Here is a 20,636-nt window from a genome sequence, read left to right as displayed (position 1 = left end):
AAGAAGTCTTTACATAGGCAAACCTCCGCAAAGCATTTCATAAATTGCAAAGGCATGTGATACCCATGTAATCACCTCAAAAAGCCCTGAAACCAGTGACTTTTTATCGGGTGAACTCAGGTCAACTTGCTTATCCGAGCTAAACTCTGCAAAAAAGGATAGCTCTGTTTCATTGGTTTTAATGGTGCAAGATAGCTTTAACAGCATTTTCTTCTCCTGTTTTGGTTAAAATTGCCAGACCAAGGAAGAAATATAGAAATAAATTAATTAACCATTTGAGCAGACTTCTAACTTTTCGCCAGACAACGGTCGCCGTATGCGCCCCCATGGTTTTACATGGCTGCAGGACTCATTAGAGAGTTGCAGGAGCTGGGTCTAGACCACAATAAAGTGGTCGCTCATTTAAGAGCGTCGATTTTCTATAAAAATGTGCACCCCAATAAAAAAGCAAATGGGCGTATATCACCCACTAGCCATCAGGCGATTAAACAATATACTATGCTGGTAATTACTTCAAGGAAAAAAGATAAATTATTTAACACTTTTTTCATAATCAGAATAAAACACTATCAGTAATGCTCTTTCTTATTTAAAAGAGCAACCGAAGCAGGGTCATATCCAAAAAATGAATTGGTAGCTTGAGAAGTGTGGGTCAAGCACAATGACTGCTGCTTAGCTAATATCGATGTTACCTTGATGAAGATCTTCAGCTAGCCGCTGTTGAAGTGATTTTACTGTAACACTAAAGAGATTCACTCAAACTTGGAAAGCTGAATACCTTTATTTCACCCTAGGGGTATAAAGTGGGGTATCACCACTTTTTCCCATGTTAATAATTTAATAGAAACAAAAGCTTAACCTCTGTATGGGCGGCATGATGTAAAACATCATCTCCTAAGCACTACACGCTTTAGAAAAAATCTAGCAGTTTGAACTGACCCCCAATAGTTGGACACCAACATTGGGGGTTATTTTATGTCTACATACATCAGAGAATTAAAGCTGTGCATCGCACAGCGTTGTCTTGATGGTGAATCATCGACTCAAGAGTTTTCTATCAGTTTTAGACTGATTAGGTATTGGACTTCTGTTTATATAATCCATGGTTCATCTTCATTTTACCTCTGATTATGAAAATTCCGCAGACTTTAAATGCTCGGTATGGTTGTTGGCGTATTCATTATGTTTTGCGTAAAGAAGGTATCTACTTAATCATAAAGCGGTTCAGTGTTTAATGGCAAAACTAGGGTTAAAATCGACTGTAAGGCCGAAGAAATATCGTTCATATAAAGGGTTGGTTGGACGTATTGCACCAAATATCATGAATCGAAACTTCACATGGACTAAACCAAATGAAAAGTGGATGACCGATGTGACAGAATGTAAAGTGGCAGGTGAAAAAATGTATTTATCTCCTATTATCGATTTATTTAATCAAGAAATCGTTAGCCATACTGTCGCGACCACACCTAAATTGCATCTCGTGACTGAGATGCTAGATAAAGCGATGAGTGAATTAAGTCAGGTATGAACCTTGGTTCTACATAGCGAACAAGGGTGGCAATTCCAGCACCATGGTTGTCATAAGATTTTGAAAAATAAAAAATTAATCGGAGTGTATTGAGAAAAGGAAATTGTTTTGATAATACAGTGGCTGCAAATTTCTTCACGCTTTTAAAATCAGAAATGTACCATGGTCACTACTTTGACAGTGCCGAGCAACTTATGGCATGCATTGATGAATATATTGATTATTACAATAACGATCGGACTAAGGTCAAATTAAAAGGCCTGATTCCGGTAGAATACCGGAATCAGGCGTTGGAAGTCGCATAATAGAAATGTCCAACTTTAATGGGTCACTTCAGCTAAGGTGGCTTTTCTTGTTCGTTCGGAATGTTTAACTAAAGCAGCAATCTTTGATTAGCGCTTTAATAATCGCTTGAGATGGTTTTATTTTTTCCATATTGAGATATTCATTTGGCTGATGTGCTTGATTAATTGAACCTGGGCCCATGACGATAGTTTCGCAGCCTAGCTGTTGTAGAAATGGTGCTTCGGTACAATAGTTTACAGCAATTGCTTGTTGTCCTGACAGGCGCTCAGCCATTTTCACCAAAGCAGAATCCGTCGAGCCGGTAAAAGCCGGAATAGGTTCGTGCATATCTATAACCGAGACGCTATTCGGATAATGTGTATTGATTGGTGCTACAGCTGCCGTGAGCATGGCTTGTAGTTCTTTGATGCTCAGACCAGGCAAAGGGCGCATATCAATATGTAGTTCACAACAGCCACAAATACGGTTGGCATTGTCGCCGCCATGAATGTGTCCAAGGTTTAAAGTTGGGTAAGGAATAGCAAAATGTGGAGTTGAATATTTATTCTTTAATTCTTCTCTTAATTTTAATAAATTTGCAATCACCTGATGCATGATTTCAATAGCATTTAAGCCACGCTCTGGATCTGAGCTATGGCCTGAACGACCAACTATACGGATGGCGGTCGTCATATGGCCTTTGTGGGTAAATACCGGCACCATATCGGTGGGTTCACCAATAACGCAGCGCGCCGGCTTCAAGCTTGGATGTTTAGCAATTTCCTGAGCGCCAGCCATGGTGGTTTCTTCATCGGCGGTGGCTAAAATCATGATAGGAGCACTTTGCTGTAATTCATCAAGCTCTGAGATTGCATTCAATACGAAAGCAAAAAAACCTTTCATATCAATACTTCCAAGACCATATAATTTATTATCTTGCTCGCTTAATTTAAAAGGATCAAATTGCCAGCGGCTATCGTCGAATGGCACGGTATCCGTGTGGCCGGCCAACATTAATCCACCATCGCCATTACCTCGTCTTGCAATTAGATTATATTTTCCTTTTGCATGTTCAAGCTCTGTTACTTCGACAGTAAATCCTAACGTTTCGCACCACTGTGCGAGTAGCTGGATCACATTCTGATTACTCATGTTGAGACTTTCTTCTAATGCACTGATAGATGGCGCGGCGATCAGTTGCTGATACATTTCCATAAAAGCGGGCAATTTCATAAAAATTCCTAAAATACTTATTCAAAGTTCTTGCATAAAAATATAAAGATGTTTAGAGTGAATATCAATTCACTTTTTTAGCATAAATATATTTCTGGAACAGCAATGCGACGATTTGACTTCAACAATTAGCAGAACCAACCCTAATCAAACTTTTTTAATCTTGAGAACACTATGTTGAAAGTATCTATAATCGGAGCGAGCGGCTACAGTGGCGCTGAGCTTGCTAAGCTGGTTGCCAAGCATCCTGCCTTCACACTTGCACATTGCTTTGTATCTGAGCAAAGCTTAGACAAACACAAATTCATCAGCGATTTATATCCAGAATATTCGGGCTTGCTAGATATTGAGCTGCAACCCTTAAATGAGCAAGCTTTTTCGTTGATAGAGCAATCATCGGATTATGTGTGTTTATGCACGGATCACAAGGTTAGCGTAGAGCTTGCACCGATATTTTTACAGATGGGGAAACGGGTTTTTGACCTATCTGGAGGTTACCGTTTATCTAGCAATGAAGACTACGAAAATTACTACGGCTTTTCTCACCCGCATCAAGACTGGTTAGCGCAAGCGCAATACGGACTAGCTGAATGGTACGGCGATGCTATTAAAACGGCGAAGTTGGTGGCGGTCGCGGGCTGTTATCCGACTGCGGCACTCAATGCACTTAAGCCATTACAACAAGCTGATCTGATAACAGAGCAGCCAGTTATCATCAATGCTGTTTCAGGTGTTACTGGCGCAGGTAGAAAAGCGAATGTCGCCACACACTTTTGCGAAGTATCTCTTGCACCGTACGGTTTGTTTACGCACAGACATAGTCCAGAAATAGAAAAGTACCTTGAGCACCCAGTGTTGTTTACGCCGCATTTAGGGAATTTTAAGCGTGGTATCTTGGAAACGATCTACGTCACTCTGAAAGAAAATGTCACACCAAATCAAGTCGATGCCGCTTACCAAGTGCTTGCCGATGAGCCGCTGATCAGATTAAAGGGGAGTCAACTTCCATCAATCAAAGCCGTTGAAAATCAGCCTTTTGTTGATATTGGTTGGCAGCAAAAGGGCAATCAACTGATCGTGGTTGTCGCGATTGATAACTTGCTTAAAGGGGCTGCAGGCCAAGCATTACAATGTATGAACTTGGCGGCGGGACTTGAGCATTATCAAGGTTTAGGAGTATCAGCATGAGCAAACAAACTTGGGTGATAAAACTAGGTGGTGCGGTGTTGAATCAAGAGGGTGCAGCGCAAGCATTGTTTTCAGCTATCAAGCAAATTCAACAGGACGCACCACACAAGCAGTTTGTGATTGTTCATGGTGGCGGGGCGCTGGTTGATAAATGGCTGACCGATGCTGGTTTTGCTACTGCAAAACATCAAGGACTGCGGATCAGTCCGCAAGAGCAAATGCCCTATATTGTTGGTGCACTTGCAGGCTGTGCTAACAAGCAACTGATGGCGGATGCCATTACCGCCACGCTCAAGCCCGTTGGGCTGTGCTTATATGATGCAGGATTTACCACAACTCAAAAGCTTAAAGCGCTTGGCCGTGTGGGTAGCTGTGAAGCGAGTGAAGGGGGCATGCTTGAAGCGGTGTTGGAGTTTGACAGGTTACCTGTTGTTAGTTCAGTTGGTATTGGCGCTGACGGCCATTTATACAACGTGAATGCGGATGAAGCAGCAGCAGCTATCGCCAGTAAGCTTGGTGCAGAACTTATTTTTATGACTGACGTTGAGGCGGTACTTGATGGCGATAAACAGCCATTAAATCAACTTAACGCGGAACAGATCTCAACGTTAATCGCGCAAAAGGTCATTGTGGGCGGGATGGAGGTCAAAGTTAAGACCAGTCTTCACGCTGCCCAACACTTACGACGAGGGGTGTACATCTCTAGCTGGCAAAAGCCAGAAAATTTAATTGCGTTGCTCAATGGTGAGCACGTAGGTACACAAATTCTGCCGTAGGAAAACACCATGACTAAGCATTTTTTAACTGGTTTGGAATTAGACCAAACTAACGTTTTGAACTTATTAAAGCTTGCAAAAAATATTAAAAATCAACCGCAAGAATATAACCAAGCCTTAGCAGGCAAATCGATTGTCACGTTATTCGAAAAGCCGAGCTTAAGAACGCGGCTGTCGTTCGATATCGGTATCCATAAACTGGGCGGCCATGCTGTGTATTTAGATCAGCAAAACGGTGCAATGGGGGCGCGTGAATCCGTAAAAGATTTTGCGCTTAATATTTCTACTTGGGCCGATGGCCTTGTGGCCCGCGTAAATCACCATAGCACGCTTGAGACGCTCGCTGAGTTTTCGTCGGTGCCTGTTGTGAATAGCCTATGTGATTTATATCACCCTTGCCAAGCGTTGGCTGATTTTCTCACCTTATTTGAAACTTACGACGATGTCAGTCAGATCAAAATCGCTTATCTCGGTGAAGGTAACAACGTAACACATTCATTAATGTTGCTTGCGGCAACGTTAGGTACTGATTTTGTGGCGGTTTGTCCTAAAGGTCATTCTCCAGATGCACAGATTGTAAAGCAAGCTGAACAAATTGCGGCGGTAAATGGCGCCTCAGTTCTGGTCAGTGATCGGGTAGAAGCGGCGGCTGGTGCCAATGTGCTCTACGCTGATACTTGGGTTTCGATGGGGAATAAAACGCCAATTGAACAGGTGAAAGACACCTTTATGCCATATCAAATCAACCAACAATTGGTTGAAGCGTGTGGCGCACAAACCATTTTGCATTGCCAGCCAGCACATCGTGAGTTTGAAATTACTTCCGAAGTGATGGACGGGCCAAAGTCAAAAATTATTCAACAAGCTGAAAACCGCATGCATGCCCAAAACGCATTGCTGGTATCGCTGTTAAACAAAGATTACGTTTGAGGTTAAAGAACATGAGCAAGATTAAAAAAGTGGTACTGGCTTACTCTGGTGGATTAGACACATCAGCGATTGTGCCATGGTTAAAAGAGAACTACGGTTGTGAAGTTGTCGCCTTTGTTGCCGATGTAGGTCAGGGTGAAGAAGAACTGGTTGGGGTTGAAGAAAAGGCAATCGCATCGGGTGCCTCTGAGTGCCATATCGTCGACTTAAAAGAAGAAATGGTTAGCGACTATATTTATCCAACTCTTAAAACTGGTGCTATCTATGAAGGGACATATTTACTGGGTACTTCGATGGCGCGTCCTATTATCGCCAAAGCACAAGTTGAAATCGCTCGTAAAGTTGGCGCGGATGCACTTTCGCATGGTTGTACAGGCAAGGGGAATGATCAGGTGCGTTTTGAATCTTGCTTCTCAGCGCTTGCGCCTGACCTTAAAGTGATTGCACCATGGCGTGAATGGTCACTATCAAGTCGTGAATCTTTGCTTGACTATTTGGCCGAGCGTAATATCCCTTGTGCAGCCTCTGCCACCAAAATTTACAGTCGTGATGCCAATGCTTGGCATATTTCTCACGAAGGTGGCGAATTGGAAGATCCATGGAATGAGCCAAGCGATCAGGTTTGGACCATGACTAACTCTCCAGAAGCAGCTCCGGATCAGCCTGAATATGTGTCGGTATTAATCGAAAAGGGTGAAATCACCGGTGTTAACGGTGAGAGCTACAGCCCTTATCAGTGCCTAGTTAAGTTAAACGAGATTGCAGCGCAGCACGGTGTTGGTCGTGTGGATATCGTTGAAAACCGCCTGGTCGGCATGAAATCTCGTGGCTGTTATGAAACACCGGGAGGCACTGTGATGATGGCTGCGTTACAAGCGATTGATGAGCTGATCTTAGACAAATCTTGTCGTAAATGGAAAACCGCGCTTAGCGAAGAGTTTGCACACTTAGTCTATGACGGTCGTTGGTTTACCCCACTGAAAGATTCAATTCTAGCTGCCGCAGAGTCTTTCGCACAGCAGGCAACTGGTGAGGTGGTACTTAAGCTTTATAAAGGCCATGTACATGCAGTGCAAAAGCAATCAATCAATAGCTTATACAGCGAAGATTTTGCCACATTTGGTGAAGATGACGTATATGACCAATCTCATGCGGAGGGATTCATTCGTCTATTCTCACTATCTAGCCGGATAGCGGCGTTAAACAAGCAAAAGCAATCTTAAGGTAGGAGAACGAGATGGCATTATGGGGCGGCCGTTTTTCATCAGGTCCTGATGAGGCATTTAAGCAATTTAATGATTCTCTGCCATTTGATTATCAATTGGCAGAGCAAGATATTGTTGGCTCTATCGCTTGGGCGGGTGCGCTAAAGCAAGTAGATGTATTAACTGAAAGCGAACATCAGCAGATCATCTCAGCGCTGAAACAGCTTTTGGATGAAGTGATTGCTGATCCGCGCAGTGTAGCAACCGCGGGACATGAGGATATTCATTCTTATGTTGAAGCTAAACTTATCGACAAAGTGGGTGATTTAGGTAAAAAGCTGCACACAGGTCGAAGCCGTAACGACCAAGTAGCCACAGACTTTAGATTGTGGAGCCGGAAAACGGCGCAGCAATTGCTTGTGGCACTGAGTTCACTCAAGCAAGCTCTTGTGGTACTCGCAGAGCAGGAGCTTGGTACTATATTGCCAGGCTACACCCATTTACAGCGTGCTCAGCCCGTGCTCTTTAGTCATTGGTGTATGGCCTACGTTGAGATGATTGAGCGTGATGAGTCGCGCTTAAATGATGCGCTTGAAAGGTTAAATGTGTGCCCACTTGGCTCAGGTGCACTAGCGGGGACTGCTTATCCTATCGACCGTGAAATGTTAGCTGTAAACCTTGGCTTTAGAGAAGCCTCTCGTAATAGTTTAGATGCGGTCTCTGATCGTGACTTTGTGGTTGAGCTACTCAGTTGTGCGTCTATTTCGATGATGCATTTATCTCGTTTTGCAGAGGATTTGATCTTTTACAACTCTGGTGAATCTGGATTTATTGATTTGGCCGACAGCGTGACGTCCGGCTCATCCTTGATGCCACAGAAAAAGAATCCTGATGCCTTAGAGTTGATCCGTGGCAAAACAGGTCGAGTTTTTGGCGCCTTTAGCGGCATGATGATGACGCTTAAAGCTTTGCCCTTGGCCTACAACAAAGACATGCAGGAAGATAAAGAAGGCCTATTTGATGCCATGCCAACTTGGCTTGCGTGTATTCATATGGCTGAAGCATGCGTTAAAGGCATTAAGGTTAATGGTGATAAGACGTTAGCGGCTGCAAAAGGTGGTCACGCCAATGCGACAGAGCTTGCTGATTATCTCGTTGCTAAGGGAATACCGTTTAGGGAAGGCCATCACATCGTCGGTGAATTAGTGCAGTTAGCAATTAGTAAGGGGCAAAACCTCGAGGATCTGAGCTTAGAAGAATTCCAGCAAGTCAGCGCAGTAATTGCAGAGGATGTCTACCCGGTACTAGAAATTGACGCTTGTATTGCCGCTCGTAAAGCATTAGGCGGCACCTCATTGCCACAAGTGACCAATGCCATTAAAACGGCAAAAAAAAAGCAAAAAATCCTAGTGCGTGATGCCAATTTAGATGATGTTGAAGCCATTGCCGGACTGATCCAATATTGGGCTAAAGTAGGTGAGAACCTACCGCGAGCGAAAAGTGATATGATCCATAGTATCAATGAGTTTGCGGTAACAGAGGTCGGTGGCAGGGTGACAGGATGTGCATCTTTGTATATTTACGACACTGGGCTTGCTGAAATTCGCTCTTTGGGTGTAAATCCCGAGAGCGAAATAAAGGGACAGGGGCAACTTTTAGTCGAGCATTTACTGGTGAAAGCCAAAAAATTGGCACTCAACCGTATTATTGTGCTAACTAGAGTGCCTGGCTTCTTTATGAAACAAGGTTTTAACAATTGTACCAAAGATAGCTTGCCTGAAAAAGTGATGAAAGACTGCGAGTTGTGTTTGCGCAAAGATAACTGTGATGAAATTGCGATGGATTTCATTATAAAACAAACATCTAGCTTAAGTATTCCATGTAAATTTGTGGCTTAACACTAAGCTTTTACAGAATCAGAAAGAGCGCTAGTAAGCGCTCTTTCTGTATGTAAATTAACCGATTGAAATTGATTTAATAAATGTTGGCGTGTTTCGTGCTAAGTAAATCTCGATAATTTTTAGATGACTCACTTTTAGAGTTAAGACTAATTTGTAAATATTGAGGGAAATTTCATGATAAAAACAATCCTAGCGAGAAAAAATCAAGCTAAAACAACTGGTCAAGCAAAGCCACTTTCTGATAAGGTGATTCAATCTGTAAGTAAACTTGAGATGGTATCTGGCGCACGTGGAAGTGCAATAATTCCGCCTGGGTCTAAAGAACCGTACTAATGATTAATGTTAATTTATGACTTTTTTGGTATGAGTATAGGAGCCCTTGTAATATGGGGCTTCTTGATGGCCTCACTGCTACATCTATTTTTTTATATACTAAAAGTCCAGAAAAATTTACAGCTACTCTTTGCTTCTATCCTGTTATTTACCTCCTACTTTGTAAGTGATTTTATCATTGCTTCTGATAGCTACAATACGGCTATTCACGGAATATTTGCTTTGTTTGATCTCTTTACCTTATTGATTCTTTTTCTAGTCGCGTATACTTTTTTTAAAGATGAAAAGCTCGAAGTTGGCGTTTTATATATTACGGTAGGTTTGGTTATTAATACTTTAATGTTCTTCTTTATGTTTATAGATACATATATTTATGAAAATGTAACACGCTGGTTCTTATGGTATTTATACTCATACATAGTGATTTCTGTGGACTTTATTATGGTTGCTTCTTTATTAGTCAATAAAGATTGGTTAGGTATTAAATGGGCTATAAGTAATGTGAGAGCTAGGGTAGCTTGAAAATTTAGTCGATTTAAACTCTGTTTTTTACTTACTTATCAGTGTGTTGTGTTCGTTTTGCTGTTTTTGTGCTTACTGGTTATACACTATCGGAATGTATATAACCGATTAGCTTTTAATTGTCGTTTTGCTTATTCCTAAAGATCTTCTTGGATTATACGCCATGATCATAGAGCGGCGATGGCCGCTCGTTAAAACTGATATTCCACGCTCAACTTAAGTGCTGCGTGGCTTTCGTCTTCTTCCTGAGACTTATCTTGCCATGCTTTTACGCCTATTTTTGCAAGCGCGCCAAACACACCTTGTTGGTAACCGAGCTCAAGCTGGTTTCGCTCAACGTCTAATGTGTCAAATTCAACTCGCTTCAGTTTGGCATAAGCACCAATGCCATCTGTGCTGAAGTAATCTAACGCGAAAGTGAGGTTTTTAGCGTCCAATCCCGAGCTTGCTCCAAGCCAGAGGTCGCGTTCACGGTAGTTCGCTGAATCCACGGTATTGTCTCTTGGGCAAAGCGCGAGCTTTAGCTCGTCTTTACAATCAATGCTTGTATCTGAATATTCAATAAAGCTTTTAAGGCGATAGTCTTTACCACCCCAATAACTTTCAATACCTAGGGTGTACATTGGATTGCTTGGTAATGCACCACTGTCGTTATTGCCTGCAAGCTCACCGTATAAAGCGAGTGGTTGACTTGCTATCCGAGTGGAGTATTTGAAGTCAACGCTGGTGAGGCGTTGCGTTTGCTTTTCGCTTTCAAGGTTTTGTTGTTGATAAACAAAGTCGCTGGATGTTGTACTAAAGCCAAGCTCTAGCCCTTGAATTGGAAAAGCGGCCGCTCTAAACCCCCAAAAATCGCCATCCTTTTTACTGGCTATATTCGGGCGTTGTTTTGCCATAATAGCCGTCACTTGCCAAGGACCAACGAAAGAGAAAAAGCTCGGTCCAATATAGTTATTATTGGCACGACTCAAGCGAACCGCCTTCATTGGTGCTGCGTTGTTTGAAAGCATCAGCGCATTTTCGTTGCTCGGTCCCCACCAGTAACTGAGTCGCTCAGCGCTGAGAGACCAATTACCAAACAGCACTGCAAGGTGGCTGCCGTGGTGATTAACGTATTTTCCATCTTGGCCTTCATCTGCGTAGTTAACCGCAACTTTAGCGCTAACAGCACCGCCGGTAATAACGCCATAAGTACGTAAGCCAGAACGTTCATTTTGACGTTCACCAAAGCCTGTTGAGCGCTCTTCAGCACCGTTAAAATGTGCTTTTACACTACTGTATCTTTCTCTTTTTGCTTGTTTTAGTGCATGGCGTAAATGTGCCAATGCAAAACTTGCAGTTTCAGAAAGATTTCCGTCATCAATAGCAGCAAGGTCATTAACAATGCCGCTCCACAGCAGAGGATATTGATTAACTGGGCGATTTATCACGCCTTCTGCAACCAGTAAATCTATGCTGTGTTTAAGCTCACTTTGCGACACCTCTATCCAAGGTGAAGCGTGCGCATAAGTACCAACCAATACGGCTAGGGATAATAGGCACTTTTTCATCCGTGTAGTTTTTCCTCTAAAGCTTTGGCAACCAGCGGGTGAACAAATTCACTGACATTGCCTTTATGAAGCGCAACTTCTTTTACTAAAGTTGACGAGATAAATGAATTCTTTTCAGATGGCGTTAAAAATACGCTTTCCAAATCGGGATGTAAACGGCGATTCATATTGGCCAGCTGGAACTCATAGTCAAAGTCAGACACCGCGCGAATACCGCGGATCAGCACGTTGGCTTTTTGCTCTTTCGCTAAATCAACGAGTAATCCTGAAAACCCAATCACCTTTACATTTTTATGTGACTTTAAAATTTCTTCAGCCAAAGCAACACGTTGCTCTAGTGAGAAACAAGGCTGTTTATTTGGGTTATGGGCAATTGCCAAGATCACGGTATCAAACATTTTTGCTGCACGTTTGATTAAGTCTTCATGTCCATTAGTGAGGGGATCAAATGTGCCAGGGTAGAGGGCGATGACTTTCATAAGCGTAATTATGTTGAATTTTTTTGTATGGTAACAAGGTTTTTTTGAAAAAACACTGGTCAGCTTTGTCGGATCTAAGCTTATCTAGAGGTAAAATTAGTGCTATTTTTTCACATGGAGCGCGCAATAGCCTATTAACACTAGCAATAGCGCGACCACGTTATCAACAAAGATAGAGAATCGTAATGAATACCAAGGAAAAAATAATACGTACCAGCATCGCGTTATTTAATTTGCATGGAGAGCGCGCGATTACGACAAACCATATAGCGTCCAGTTTGGGGATTAGTCCTGGCAATTTGTACTATCATTTTAAAAATAAAGAAGACATCATTCGGCAAATATTCGCGCTTTATAGCGAGCATTTAAATACGCATTTTAAGCCACTGGAGCAGCACAATGAGCCGCTTGAGCAGCTAACTCAATATTTAGACTCCTTGTTCGACCTGATGTGGCGTTATCACTTTTTCTACGACAATCTGACAGACATCTTGGCTCGTGATGATGAATTGAAAAAAAACTACATTGCTTTTCAGTCACGCTTACTTGAGCAAGTAAAAGCTGTGGTAATTGGTCTAAGAGATACAGGCGTGATCACCATAGATGATGACGATGCTAAAGAGCTCGCGCATATGTTGAAAATGACCGTTAGTTTCTGGACTCCCTATGTTAAAGCCAGAAGAATGACAGGCGTCCTTGAGCAACAAGATATATACAATGGTATTGTTAAAGTTCTGATGATTTTTAAACCTTACGCGACGCCCATGAGCGCACCGAAAGTGGCACAACTTCAGCAGCATTATCAAGCACTGGCAGAGGCGAGCTTACCGAGTATTGCTTAGCCTGAAATAATTAAGCGGGCCTTTTGCCTGGCTGAGCACGGCAAAAGGCTTTGTAGAGCACAAAGGGAAAAGGTTTGTTTATTTCCTAATCGGCTCTGAGTTTGATATACTCGCGCGCCCGAACTGTCCTCGGTCAGTGTGCGCCACGATAAAGTCCGCTTAGGTCAAATCAGTGCGTCATCGCAACCGATAATCGATCTGTAGTAGAGTGACTTTTATGCTTAAATTTATCGTCAAATTACATCCCGAAATTGCTATTAAGAGCAAATCCGTCCGTAAGCGTTTTACCAAAGTATTAGAGAAAAACATCAAAATGCTGTTGGTTCGCGTTGACGAAAACGTAAAAGTTAAAAATAACTGGGACAATATCTCAGTGACGAGCGAGCTAAGTGACGAGAAAACCCGTCTTGGTCTAATTGACCACCTTAAACGCACGCCAGGTATTGTGCAGTTTATTGAGGTGCAAGAAACACAGTTCGACACGCTTGATGATATCTACCAACAAACGATTGCTTTGGTTGAGCCATTGATCAAGGGCAAAACGTTTTGCGTGCGTGTAAAGCGCCAAGGTAAGCATGAGTTTACTTCAAGCGACGTGGAGCGTTATGTTGGTGGCGGTTTAAACCAAAATGTAGAGGGTGCCAGTGTAAGACTGAAAAAACCTGATGTGACGGTTAAAATCGAAGTCAAAGACAATAAAGCCTACATCGTTCGTCACCAGCACTTTGGTCTAGGTGGCTTCCCACTACCAACGCAAGAAGACGTGCTGTCTTTGGTTTCTGGCGGATTCGACTCGGGTGTTGCGACTTATCAAATGATGCGAAAAGGCGCGCGAACGCACTTTTTGTTCTTTAACTTAGGTGGCGCAGCCCACGAAATTGGCGTTAAGCAAGTGAGCCACTATTTGTGGAAACAATTTAGCTCTACCCACAAAGTTAAATTTATTACGATTGACTTTGAGCCGGTTGTTGCAGAAATTCTTGAAAATATCGAAAGCGGACAAATGGGCGTGGTACTAAAGCGCATGATGATGCGTGCAGGTGCTGTGGTTGCAGAGCGTTTAGGGATCCCTGCGCTGGTAACTGGTGAAAGTATTGGTCAGGTATCGAGCCAAACCTTGGCTAACCTTAACGTGATTGACCGTGTTACAGAGATGCTGATATTACGACCGCTTATTCAACACGATAAAGAAGAGATCATTCGTATTGCCAGAGCGATTGGCACCAATGAAATGGCAGAAGCAATGCCTGAATATTGTGGTGTGATCTCTCAAAAACCAACGGTAAAAGCACAGCTTCACAAGATATTAGCTGAAGAAGAAAAGTTTGACTTTGATGTATTGAATACGGTTGTAGCTAACGCGACGGTAAAAGATATTCGCGACATTGAAGCTGAAGCAAAAGAAGAGGTGAAAGAAGCGGAATCGGTAAGTGAATTACCGGACAACGCGGTGGTACTGGATATTCGTTCTCCAGAAGAGGAAGATGCAAACCCTCTAGAGCTAGATGGTGCACAAGTGATCCACTTACCTTTCTTTAGATTAGCCACTAAGTTTGGCGACTTACCACAGGACAAAGCATACTACTTGTACTGTTCGAAAGGCGTAATGAGCCAGTTACAAGCACTTATTCTGCATGAAAATGGCTATGCAAACGTCAAGGTGTACCGTCCTTAAAAAAGCGTGTTAACAAGCGTTGGGTGAGACTTCAGGATTTACCCAACGTACGTCTTGTGGGGAGGCAAGAGGGCGCTTGTTATTGCTTATTTATACGACTAATATAGTCGATATAAAGACCAGTTAAGAGACTGATTTTATGACCACTAGAATATTAGCAGATGTTGCTGCGAGCATTACTGAACTAAAAGCAAACCCTATGAAAGTTGCAACAAGTGCTGACGGAGAACCTGTCGCTGTGCTTAATCGAAATGAACCTGCTTTTTATTGTGTGCCTGCAGAAGCATACGAGATAATGATGGACAGGCTCGAGGATCTTGAGCTACTCGCTATTGCTAAAGAGCGTGAATCTGAAGAAAGTATCTCAATAAATATTAATGATTTATAAACTCGGTTTTAAAAAGAGTGCACTCAAAGAATGGAGTAAACTAGGCTCTACCCTGCAATCGCAGTTCAAGAAAAAGTTAATTGAACGCCTCAAGGATCCCCATGTGCCAGCGTCGAAGCTATCTGGTGCTGACAACATGTACAAAATAAAACTACGCCAATCAGGTTACCGCCTAGTCTACAAAGTTGAAGACGACATTATCGTTGTAACTATGCTAGCAGTGGGAAAGCGTGAACGTAGTGATGTTTATCATAAGGCTATGAAGCGAATAAAAGATGATTGAGTTTCTAAAGGAATCGCTGTGTAATACCAATTGAATTAATTCTTCAATCAATTTGAAGGGTGAAATATCATATTAGCTTCGTTAAAAATTTCTCATTTAGAACAACTAAATAGCAAAATTTTTGCCTTGCTACTAAAGCTATTTCCCCGCTTCAAAATAGCTCATTTACTTAATGCAATTGGTATAAATAGTTTTGTGGGGGGCGGTTTACCCGCCGAGAAGTTAAGTCTATTGTCGCGCTAGCTGCCAGCGCTTATTCACTTCCTCAAGTAACTGTTGATTAAACGGCACATCGATATTTTGCTTCGCTGCTAGCTCACAAATATACCCGCACATGGCGTCAATTTCTGTGCGTCTGTTATTCGTGATATCCTGATTCATTGAAGAGCGATTGTTTGCAGTTTGCGCCATTACGGTGTAAGCAAGCGTGACTAGCTCGCTAAGCGCTAAGTTCACGCCTGTACTTGTGGCCACAAGTTGTACTTCATTCATTAAATTAAGGATTTGGGCCGCGTATTTGGGCTGTCTTAGCTGACCATTTGCGACTTGTTCCAATGCACTTAACGGGTTAATGGCAATATTAACCGCCAGCTTTTTCCAAAGCGTTGGCATGATATCAAACGTGGTTTGGGCATTTTCAAATGTGCTAAACAGTTGCGAGAATACGCGCTGGTAGTGGCATTCTGCTGGTGAATTTAACGGCCCAAACCAAGTTGCACCTTGTCCTGTATGGTGCACAGTGTCTGCGACTTTATAGCCTGCGATGGATGTGCTTAAGAAGTAGGCTGATTGTGTTTTATCAAGCGCTGCTAACTCACCAGACCAATCTACCATGCCATTATGACTAAGGATTAGCGTGCCATTTTTTGAAAGTGCAGGGCGAAGCGCTCGGAGTGCTTCGATGACCTGATATGCTTTAACGGGAATGATTAGCGTATCTATACTGCTAGTTGGAAGTTCTGCAAGCGTTTTGGTGCTGCATGGGATGGTTTGTTGAATACTTGCTGTTTGATAGCGATAAGTTGCCGCGCGTTTATTTCGAGTGATCAGCGTAATTTGATGAGATTGACTAAGGTGCTGGGCGAGCAGTAATCCTATCGCCCCTTCACCTAAAATATGTATGTTAGCCATGTTTTCTGCTGCGCCAACTTGTCCAAATATAAAATAGAACAAAATAACTGACCGCACCGGCTAAATCAGCTAAAAAATCAGCGGTAGATGCTTGGCGATACGGTAATGAATGCTGCATCCACTCAATTCCTGCACCGTACAAGGACAGTAGCACTATGTGTGTCCATACCTTTACTTTAAAAGCATGGTGAGAGATAAACGCAAGCACAAAAAATACACCAAAATGTGCCACTTTATCGATATTGGGGAACAGCTTTGGAGACAAGCTAATTTCCTTTGCGAATAGCACCGTACATATAATTAAAGAGATAATCAAAAGAGCTTTATAAACGCGCCGTGTCACAATACATCCTACTTCTGTATGACTAAGCGAGCAGTATACCATCGAAAACTGTCCATTGGGTGAACATCCTAATACGCTGTTTAAAAACTTAAAGTAACTCAAATTAAGCATAAACTGCTATAATCGAGCCAAAATGACTTTAGGAGAGAAGCATGCCTTCATTTGATATTGTATCTGAAATTGATATGACAGAAGCAAAAAATACCGTAGACAACGCGGTTCGTGAGCTTGATACGCGTTTTGATTTTCGTGGCGTAGATGCATCAATCGAGCTAAGCGGTGAAATGATCAACCTCAAAGCGGAAGCAGAACAGCAAGTTATGCAGTTGTTCGATATGCTAGTGGGTAAAGCGGCAAAACGTGGCCTAGATGTGGCAAGCTTCGAGTTAAAAGACATTGAACGCTCAGGCAAATACGTATCGCGCAAGGTGGCGTTAAAACAAGGCATCGACAAAGAGATGGCGAAAAAACTGGTTAAGCTTATTAAAGACTCAAAAGTTAAAGTTCAAGCATCAATTCAAGGCGATACGGTGCGTGTAACGGGTAAAAAGCGTGACGATTTGCAAGAAACGATGCAATTGGTTCGTACCGGTGAGCTTGGCCAACCATTTCAATTCAAAAACTTCCGCGACTAATTACGCTTTACTTCATTCCAAAAGTGCATAGATTGCACTTTTGGATTTCTAGACGTCCATTGACAATCATTCCGAAACCCAAGACAATAGCCTCGCATTTTCAAGGTGCTGTACACAACCTAGTGTGGTTGCTAAGTGTATAGATAATCGGGAAACTGGTGCGAACACAAGGGAACATCTAATTGCGTGAATCAATAATAAATTGAGTAAGACAGTTTATTACACGTGATTAGCTTGGATCGGTTCTATGCCAGCGCTGCCCCGCAACGGTAGAGTGAACTGCTAATCTGCAGATTTACTGAGCCCGGAGACCGGCCTTGAAACAGTCACTTTGTGTTCTTGTACGGTGGGTACAAGTTAGGGGAAACCATGTTAAATAAAACTGCTCTAAGCGCGGCGATAGCGACGGCGCTCTCTTTTTCAGCATTTGCGGATCAAAATGTTGAACATATCACTGTTACTGCCAATAAATTTGAACAATCTCTAGAAAGCGCATTGTCTGCCATTACGGTTATAGGTCGCGCTGAAATTGAAAAAAGCAATGTTCAAGATGTCGTATCGCTACTCGATAATGTCGCTGGTATTCAAGCTGTTAGAAACGGTGGCTTTGGCCAAAGCGTGAGTTTATTCCTACGCGGTAATGACGCTAAGCATACGCTAGTGTTAATCGATGGGGTTCGAGTGACGGATGCAAACTCCGGTGACAATTCGCTCACTAATTTACCACTTAATAGCATCGAAAGAATTGAGATCATTCGTGGTGCCAAAGCTGCGATTTATGGTTCAGATGCCATAGCTGGCGTGATTAACATTATTAGTCGCGAAGGGAATAACAATACTATCGCGTTTACGACTGGGAGTAACAATTACTCCAAGACCGAAGCGACGGTAAATTACAAAAAAGACAAGTTTAGTATTGCAGCTAATGCGGGTTACACTCATACCGATGGCTATGATGTGATTGAGAAAGACCCTGAAGCTGCAATCACAAAAAACCATGACCGTGATGGATATTATAACGGTAATGCCGGTTTAAATGTGCAGTATGGTGATGAAGAAAGTGGCATTTTTAGCTTACGTTCACAGTACAGTGAAGGTGAGGGGGAGTATGACTCTTTTGGTAGTGATGCTTACCGTTTCCATAACTACACCAATAAGTTGGCGTGGAAAAGACGTACTGATAAGTTTAGCCAAAGTGCGTCATACAGCTTAGGTAAGGAACAAAATGTTCAAATCGGTAATAGTGCTGACGATAACGCTTATGTCACCAAACGCAGCCAATTTGAATATCAGTCGCAATATAGTTTAACTGAAGCTTTGATCTTCACGGGTAACTTTACCTTTCTAAATGAAGATGTTGGTGATTCTACCGCCTCTTTTTCAGAGCCTGAGCGTGATAATTTATCTTTAGCACTCGGTGGGTTTTACAACGATGAAAATTGGCTGGCAGAGGTTGTACTGAGAACGGATGATTATGATTTTCATGGTCGTGCAAACACCTACACGGTTGCTGTAGGCAAGCAACTCATGGATGGCCTAAGTGTTAAGTTGAATCATGGTACTGCCTTTAGAGCACCTTCTTTATCACAGGCGTTTGTGATTGATAGTCCTTACTATTTACCTAACCCAAATATTAAGCCAGAAGAAGCTACTAATAACGAAATTATTGTTACATGGAGCGGCGAGAACTTCCGTGTGGAAGCTGCGGTATACGATAACCGTATTACCGATAAAATCGTTTATCAGCAAAATGATAAATGGAAATACATCCCTTACAATGTTCAGCGCGCTGACTTTGAAGGTGCTGATCTTTCTGTTGAAATTGAAGACAACTTTGGTATCGAGCATACGGTAAATGTGAGCTATGTGAGTGCTAAAGACGCAGATACCGATAAGCAATTACAGCGCAGAGCGAGACGCACCTTAACTTATTCAGTCAGTAAAGAGTGGGAAAATGTCGACGCAACACTGACCTTAGTCCATAGAGGTAATCGCGACGATAAAGTATGGGGAGCTGGAGGTGCATATACAGTGACTTTACCGTCATATACGCTGTTTAACTTAGCTGCTAACTATACGTTTTTCGACGGATTCAAGTTAAATGGCCGTATTGAAAACTTAACCGATAAGCGTTATTTCAATGCCACAGCGGGCGAAGCAAAAGATGGCTCTTTACTGGGCTATAAGCCACTAGGTAGACAAGCCTACGTTGGTGTGAGCTACAGCTTCTAATACGTTAAAAGCTTTTCAATACCCAGAGTGATCCATCGTGAGTAATGGATCACTTTTCTTATTTATCATTTAGTTGCATTACATTTGTAACTGGTGTTCTGCCTTATGTGTGGTTGATAATAGATTTGATTTGTATTATTACTACCTTAAGGAAAAGAACATGAAGTCACTATTATTTGGGTTACTCACGCTTGGGATTGTCACATCAGCGCAAGCTTCGCTACCTGAAAACCAGCTTGAACCTCAATTTTCAACACAATCAATGGCGGGCGATTTCGCTTGGTTTAACGCGCCATCGCAAACCTGTAGTCGGATCCGCAGCATGATGTACTATCGTCACCCCGGCAACGATCACCTAACGCCTATATCTGTGCCTGTGATTTATACCGGTGGCGAGTGTTGGTCTACTGGCAGGACAACATCTAGCCAAGGTCCAAAGGAAATGTATACGCAGGTTTCAGATATTATTCATCAGCAATTTTCGAATGTGGAACATAACTACAAAGAGTTGACGACCGATATCGTCAACAATATTGCCGCACAATCTAGTTCAAATAAAGTGAGCCACACGACTAGCCTCTACGGCACTATGCATATGAAAATCGCAGGTAGAGTTGATGCGCAAAATAAAGTACCGGTGTTGATCGATGGTTTCGATTTGAAGTCTTACGCTAAGTTCCGTAAGAAGCAGCTTGGGATGAATATTTATATCCATGTCTATATTAACAACGAAAATGTCACCATCAAAGGTAAGTATGATGTACGTACCCAGCAGCTTGAGTTAGATCCTTTAATTTCTAGCTTTAAGCCTATGGTGACGACAAAAGTAGAGCTGCCGTGGATCCTCGATTTGATAGATACCTTGACTCCGGGGATTTTTGACAAGCTTTATACTGAATTTAGCCGTATTGTGATTGATGTGTTTGAATTCTTAGGTGTGGATATGAGCGAAGATATTCCGCAGGTCATTAAACACAATGCCCAGTTAATCAATTCAGGTGTTGTTCCGCTTAAAGGCTTAGATACCTTAAGACCTGGTGATACTGCGAATTTAGAAATGGAAGTAACGCGTGGGCATTTGCGGATTAAAGATGGCCGCACTAGTTTTTATGTATTTGCTATACCTATGTTGCCGTAAGGCGTAAGCCGAACGCAATCTATTGCGTTCGGCACA

Annotated in this window: 22 protein-coding genes and 1 riboswitch; of the genes, 16 read left to right on the top strand and 6 right to left on the bottom strand. The window is 42.4% G+C overall.

All coding sequences use genetic code 11. The annotated features are described in order from the left end of the window. Window positions 1–9: 9 nt before the first annotated feature. Window positions 10–207: a hypothetical protein gene (locus GSF13_RS22130; protein ID WP_211867111.1), complete on the bottom strand. Its 198-nt coding sequence runs from the start codon at window positions 205–207 to the stop codon at window positions 10–12. Between the two features lie 1,027 nt (window positions 208–1,234). On the opposite strand from GSF13_RS22130, the gene GSF13_RS22125 reads away from it, so the two are divergent. Together GSF13_RS22125 and GSF13_RS22120 are read left to right on the top strand one after the other, a co-directional pair. Further along, a complete protein-coding gene (locus GSF13_RS22125; RefSeq protein ID WP_174170580.1) occupies window positions 1,235–1,531 on the top strand; it encodes a DDE-type integrase/transposase/recombinase in 297 nt (98 codons plus the stop codon). Window positions 1,532–1,620: 89 nt separating this feature from the next. Continuing rightward, window positions 1,621–1,836 (top strand): IS3 family transposase, encoded by a 216-nt coding sequence (locus tag GSF13_RS22120; protein WP_174170581.1) that lies wholly within the window; start codon window positions 1,621–1,623, stop codon window positions 1,834–1,836. A gap of 64 nt (window positions 1,837–1,900) precedes the next feature. Here GSF13_RS22120 and argE read toward each other — a convergent pair whose 3' ends face one another. Next, window positions 1,901–3,049, bottom strand: a complete 1,149-nt coding sequence (argE, locus tag GSF13_RS22115; protein ID WP_174170582.1) for an acetylornithine deacetylase — start codon at window positions 3,047–3,049, stop codon at window positions 1,901–1,903. A gap of 177 nt (window positions 3,050–3,226) precedes the next feature. On the opposite strand from argE, the gene argC reads away from it, so the two are divergent. From argC to GSF13_RS22080, 7 genes are all read left to right on the top strand, one after another. Further along, complete coding sequence (gene argC / locus GSF13_RS22110) at window positions 3,227–4,237, top strand: N-acetyl-gamma-glutamyl-phosphate reductase (RefSeq protein ID WP_174170633.1); 1,011 nt, start codon at window positions 3,227–3,229, stop codon at window positions 4,235–4,237. Then, a complete protein-coding gene (gene argB / locus GSF13_RS22105) occupies window positions 4,234–5,013 on the top strand; it encodes an acetylglutamate kinase (protein ID WP_010607124.1) in 780 nt (259 codons plus the stop codon). Before argC ends, argB begins: the two co-directional genes overlap by 4 nt. A gap of 9 nt (window positions 5,014–5,022) precedes the next feature. Continuing rightward, on the top strand, window positions 5,023–5,943 hold the full coding sequence (locus GSF13_RS22100) for an ornithine carbamoyltransferase (protein WP_010374249.1): 921 nt from the start codon (window positions 5,023–5,025) through the stop codon (window positions 5,941–5,943). 11 nt (window positions 5,944–5,954) lie between these two features. Continuing rightward, a complete protein-coding gene (locus tag GSF13_RS22095) occupies window positions 5,955–7,166 on the top strand; it encodes an argininosuccinate synthase (RefSeq protein ID WP_010607125.1) in 1,212 nt (403 codons plus the stop codon). 14 nt (window positions 7,167–7,180) lie between these two features. Further along, window positions 7,181–9,046 (top strand): argininosuccinate lyase, encoded by a 1,866-nt coding sequence (argH, locus tag GSF13_RS22090; RefSeq protein WP_206473040.1) that lies wholly within the window; start codon window positions 7,181–7,183, stop codon window positions 9,044–9,046. 177 nt (window positions 9,047–9,223) lie between these two features. Then, window positions 9,224–9,382: a hypothetical protein gene (locus GSF13_RS22085; RefSeq protein ID WP_167310205.1), complete on the top strand. Its 159-nt coding sequence runs from the start codon at window positions 9,224–9,226 to the stop codon at window positions 9,380–9,382. Between the two features lie 66 nt (window positions 9,383–9,448). Then, window positions 9,449–9,904: a hypothetical protein gene (locus GSF13_RS22080; RefSeq protein WP_227386823.1), complete on the top strand. Its 456-nt coding sequence runs from the start codon at window positions 9,449–9,451 to the stop codon at window positions 9,902–9,904. 191 nt (window positions 9,905–10,095) lie between these two features. On the opposite strand, the gene GSF13_RS22075 is transcribed toward GSF13_RS22080, so the two are convergent. Together GSF13_RS22075 and coaD are read right to left on the bottom strand one after the other, a co-directional pair. Next, the gene (locus tag GSF13_RS22075; protein WP_211867110.1) at window positions 10,096–11,454 is read right to left on the bottom strand and encodes a capsule assembly Wzi family protein; all 1,359 of its coding nucleotides are present in this window, start codon (window positions 11,452–11,454) and stop codon (window positions 10,096–10,098) included. Continuing rightward, window positions 11,451–11,933, bottom strand: a complete 483-nt coding sequence (gene coaD / locus GSF13_RS22070) for a pantetheine-phosphate adenylyltransferase (RefSeq protein WP_010374242.1) — start codon at window positions 11,931–11,933, stop codon at window positions 11,451–11,453. Before coaD ends, GSF13_RS22075 begins: the two co-directional genes overlap by 4 nt. Window positions 11,934–12,118: 185 nt before the next feature. On the opposite strand from coaD, the gene GSF13_RS22065 reads away from it, so the two are divergent. From GSF13_RS22065 to GSF13_RS22050, 4 genes are all read left to right on the top strand, one after another. Then, a complete protein-coding gene (locus GSF13_RS22065) occupies window positions 12,119–12,775 on the top strand; it encodes a TetR/AcrR family transcriptional regulator (protein ID WP_010374241.1) in 657 nt (218 codons plus the stop codon). 217 nt (window positions 12,776–12,992) lie between these two features. Then, window positions 12,993–14,450 (top strand): tRNA uracil 4-sulfurtransferase ThiI, encoded by a 1,458-nt coding sequence (thiI, locus tag GSF13_RS22060; protein ID WP_010607129.1) that lies wholly within the window; start codon window positions 12,993–12,995, stop codon window positions 14,448–14,450. A gap of 139 nt (window positions 14,451–14,589) precedes the next feature. After that, window positions 14,590–14,838, top strand: a complete 249-nt coding sequence (locus GSF13_RS22055; protein WP_010607130.1) for a type II toxin-antitoxin system Phd/YefM family antitoxin — start codon at window positions 14,590–14,592, stop codon at window positions 14,836–14,838. Then, the gene (locus GSF13_RS22050) at window positions 14,828–15,121 is read left to right on the top strand and encodes a type II toxin-antitoxin system RelE/ParE family toxin (protein ID WP_174170588.1); all 294 of its coding nucleotides are present in this window, start codon (window positions 14,828–14,830) and stop codon (window positions 15,119–15,121) included. The genes GSF13_RS22055 and GSF13_RS22050 overlap by 11 nt, the downstream gene beginning before the upstream one ends. A gap of 228 nt (window positions 15,122–15,349) precedes the next feature. Here the strand turns inward: GSF13_RS22050 and GSF13_RS22045 are convergent, their stop codons facing one another. Then, the gene (locus GSF13_RS22045) at window positions 15,350–16,252 is read right to left on the bottom strand and encodes a 2-dehydropantoate 2-reductase (RefSeq protein ID WP_211867108.1); all 903 of its coding nucleotides are present in this window, start codon (window positions 16,250–16,252) and stop codon (window positions 15,350–15,352) included. Then, window positions 16,245–16,595, bottom strand: coding sequence for a VanZ family protein (locus GSF13_RS22040; protein WP_029215898.1), 351 nt, complete (start codon window positions 16,593–16,595; stop codon window positions 16,245–16,247). Before GSF13_RS22040 ends, GSF13_RS22045 begins: the two co-directional genes overlap by 8 nt. A 152-nt stretch (window positions 16,596–16,747) precedes the next feature. Between GSF13_RS22040 and GSF13_RS22035 the strand changes: the two genes are divergently transcribed. The 3 genes from GSF13_RS22035 (at window position 16,748) to GSF13_RS22025 (ending at window position 20,600) form a co-directional block, all read left to right on the top strand. Continuing rightward, window positions 16,748–17,230, top strand: coding sequence for a YajQ family cyclic di-GMP-binding protein (locus GSF13_RS22035; protein WP_010374237.1), 483 nt, complete (start codon window positions 16,748–16,750; stop codon window positions 17,228–17,230). An 89-nt stretch (window positions 17,231–17,319) separates the two neighbouring features. Then, window positions 17,320–17,565: riboswitch (cobalamin riboswitch) on the top strand. Between the two features lie 34 nt (window positions 17,566–17,599). Further along, complete coding sequence (locus GSF13_RS22030; protein WP_010607134.1) at window positions 17,600–19,462, top strand: TonB-dependent receptor; 1,863 nt, start codon at window positions 17,600–17,602, stop codon at window positions 19,460–19,462. A 160-nt stretch (window positions 19,463–19,622) separates the two neighbouring features. Then, entirely contained in the window at window positions 19,623–20,600 is a 978-nt protein-coding gene (locus GSF13_RS22025; protein WP_211867107.1) for a hypothetical protein, read from the top strand. Window positions 20,601–20,636 lie beyond the last annotated feature (36 nt).

The sequence above is a fragment of the Pseudoalteromonas sp. M8 genome (assembly GCF_018141365.1).
Taxonomy (GTDB): Bacteria; Pseudomonadota; Gammaproteobacteria; order Enterobacterales; family Alteromonadaceae; genus Pseudoalteromonas.
This window is presented reverse-complemented; position numbering and strand designations above follow the sequence as displayed.

Excerpts from the sequence above, each read along its gene's own strand:
- GSF13_RS22130 (WP_211867111.1), bottom strand. The coding sequence starts at position 207 with ATGCTGTTAAAGCTATCTTGCACCATTAAAACCAATGAAACAGAGCTA.
- GSF13_RS22125 (WP_174170580.1), top strand. The coding sequence starts at position 1,235 with ATGGCAAAACTAGGGTTAAAATCGACTGTAAGGCCGAAGAAATATCGT.
- argE (WP_174170582.1), bottom strand. The coding sequence starts at position 3,049 with ATGAAATTGCCCGCTTTTATGGAAATGTATCAGCAACTGATCGCCGCG.
- argB (WP_010607124.1), top strand. The coding sequence starts at position 4,234 with ATGAGCAAACAAACTTGGGTGATAAAACTAGGTGGTGCGGTGTTGAAT.
- GSF13_RS22100 (WP_010374249.1), top strand. The coding sequence starts at position 5,023 with ATGACTAAGCATTTTTTAACTGGTTTGGAATTAGACCAAACTAACGTT.
- GSF13_RS22095 (WP_010607125.1), top strand. The coding sequence starts at position 5,955 with ATGAGCAAGATTAAAAAAGTGGTACTGGCTTACTCTGGTGGATTAGAC.
- argH (WP_206473040.1), top strand. The coding sequence starts at position 7,181 with ATGGCATTATGGGGCGGCCGTTTTTCATCAGGTCCTGATGAGGCATTT.
- GSF13_RS22085 (WP_167310205.1), top strand. The coding sequence starts at position 9,224 with ATGATAAAAACAATCCTAGCGAGAAAAAATCAAGCTAAAACAACTGGT.
- GSF13_RS22080 (WP_227386823.1), top strand. The coding sequence starts at position 9,449 with ATGGCCTCACTGCTACATCTATTTTTTTATATACTAAAAGTCCAGAAA.
- GSF13_RS22075 (WP_211867110.1), bottom strand. The coding sequence starts at position 11,454 with ATGAAAAAGTGCCTATTATCCCTAGCCGTATTGGTTGGTACTTATGCG.
- coaD (WP_010374242.1), bottom strand. The coding sequence starts at position 11,933 with ATGAAAGTCATCGCCCTCTACCCTGGCACATTTGATCCCCTCACTAAT.
- GSF13_RS22065 (WP_010374241.1), top strand. The coding sequence starts at position 12,119 with ATGAATACCAAGGAAAAAATAATACGTACCAGCATCGCGTTATTTAAT.
- thiI (WP_010607129.1), top strand. The coding sequence starts at position 12,993 with ATGCTTAAATTTATCGTCAAATTACATCCCGAAATTGCTATTAAGAGC.
- GSF13_RS22055 (WP_010607130.1), top strand. The coding sequence starts at position 14,590 with ATGACCACTAGAATATTAGCAGATGTTGCTGCGAGCATTACTGAACTA.
- GSF13_RS22050 (WP_174170588.1), top strand. The coding sequence starts at position 14,828 with ATGATTTATAAACTCGGTTTTAAAAAGAGTGCACTCAAAGAATGGAGT.
- GSF13_RS22045 (WP_211867108.1), bottom strand. The coding sequence starts at position 16,252 with ATGGCTAACATACATATTTTAGGTGAAGGGGCGATAGGATTACTGCTC.
- GSF13_RS22035 (WP_010374237.1), top strand. The coding sequence starts at position 16,748 with ATGCCTTCATTTGATATTGTATCTGAAATTGATATGACAGAAGCAAAA.
- GSF13_RS22030 (WP_010607134.1), top strand. The coding sequence starts at position 17,600 with ATGTTAAATAAAACTGCTCTAAGCGCGGCGATAGCGACGGCGCTCTCT.
- GSF13_RS22025 (WP_211867107.1), top strand. The coding sequence starts at position 19,623 with ATGAAGTCACTATTATTTGGGTTACTCACGCTTGGGATTGTCACATCA.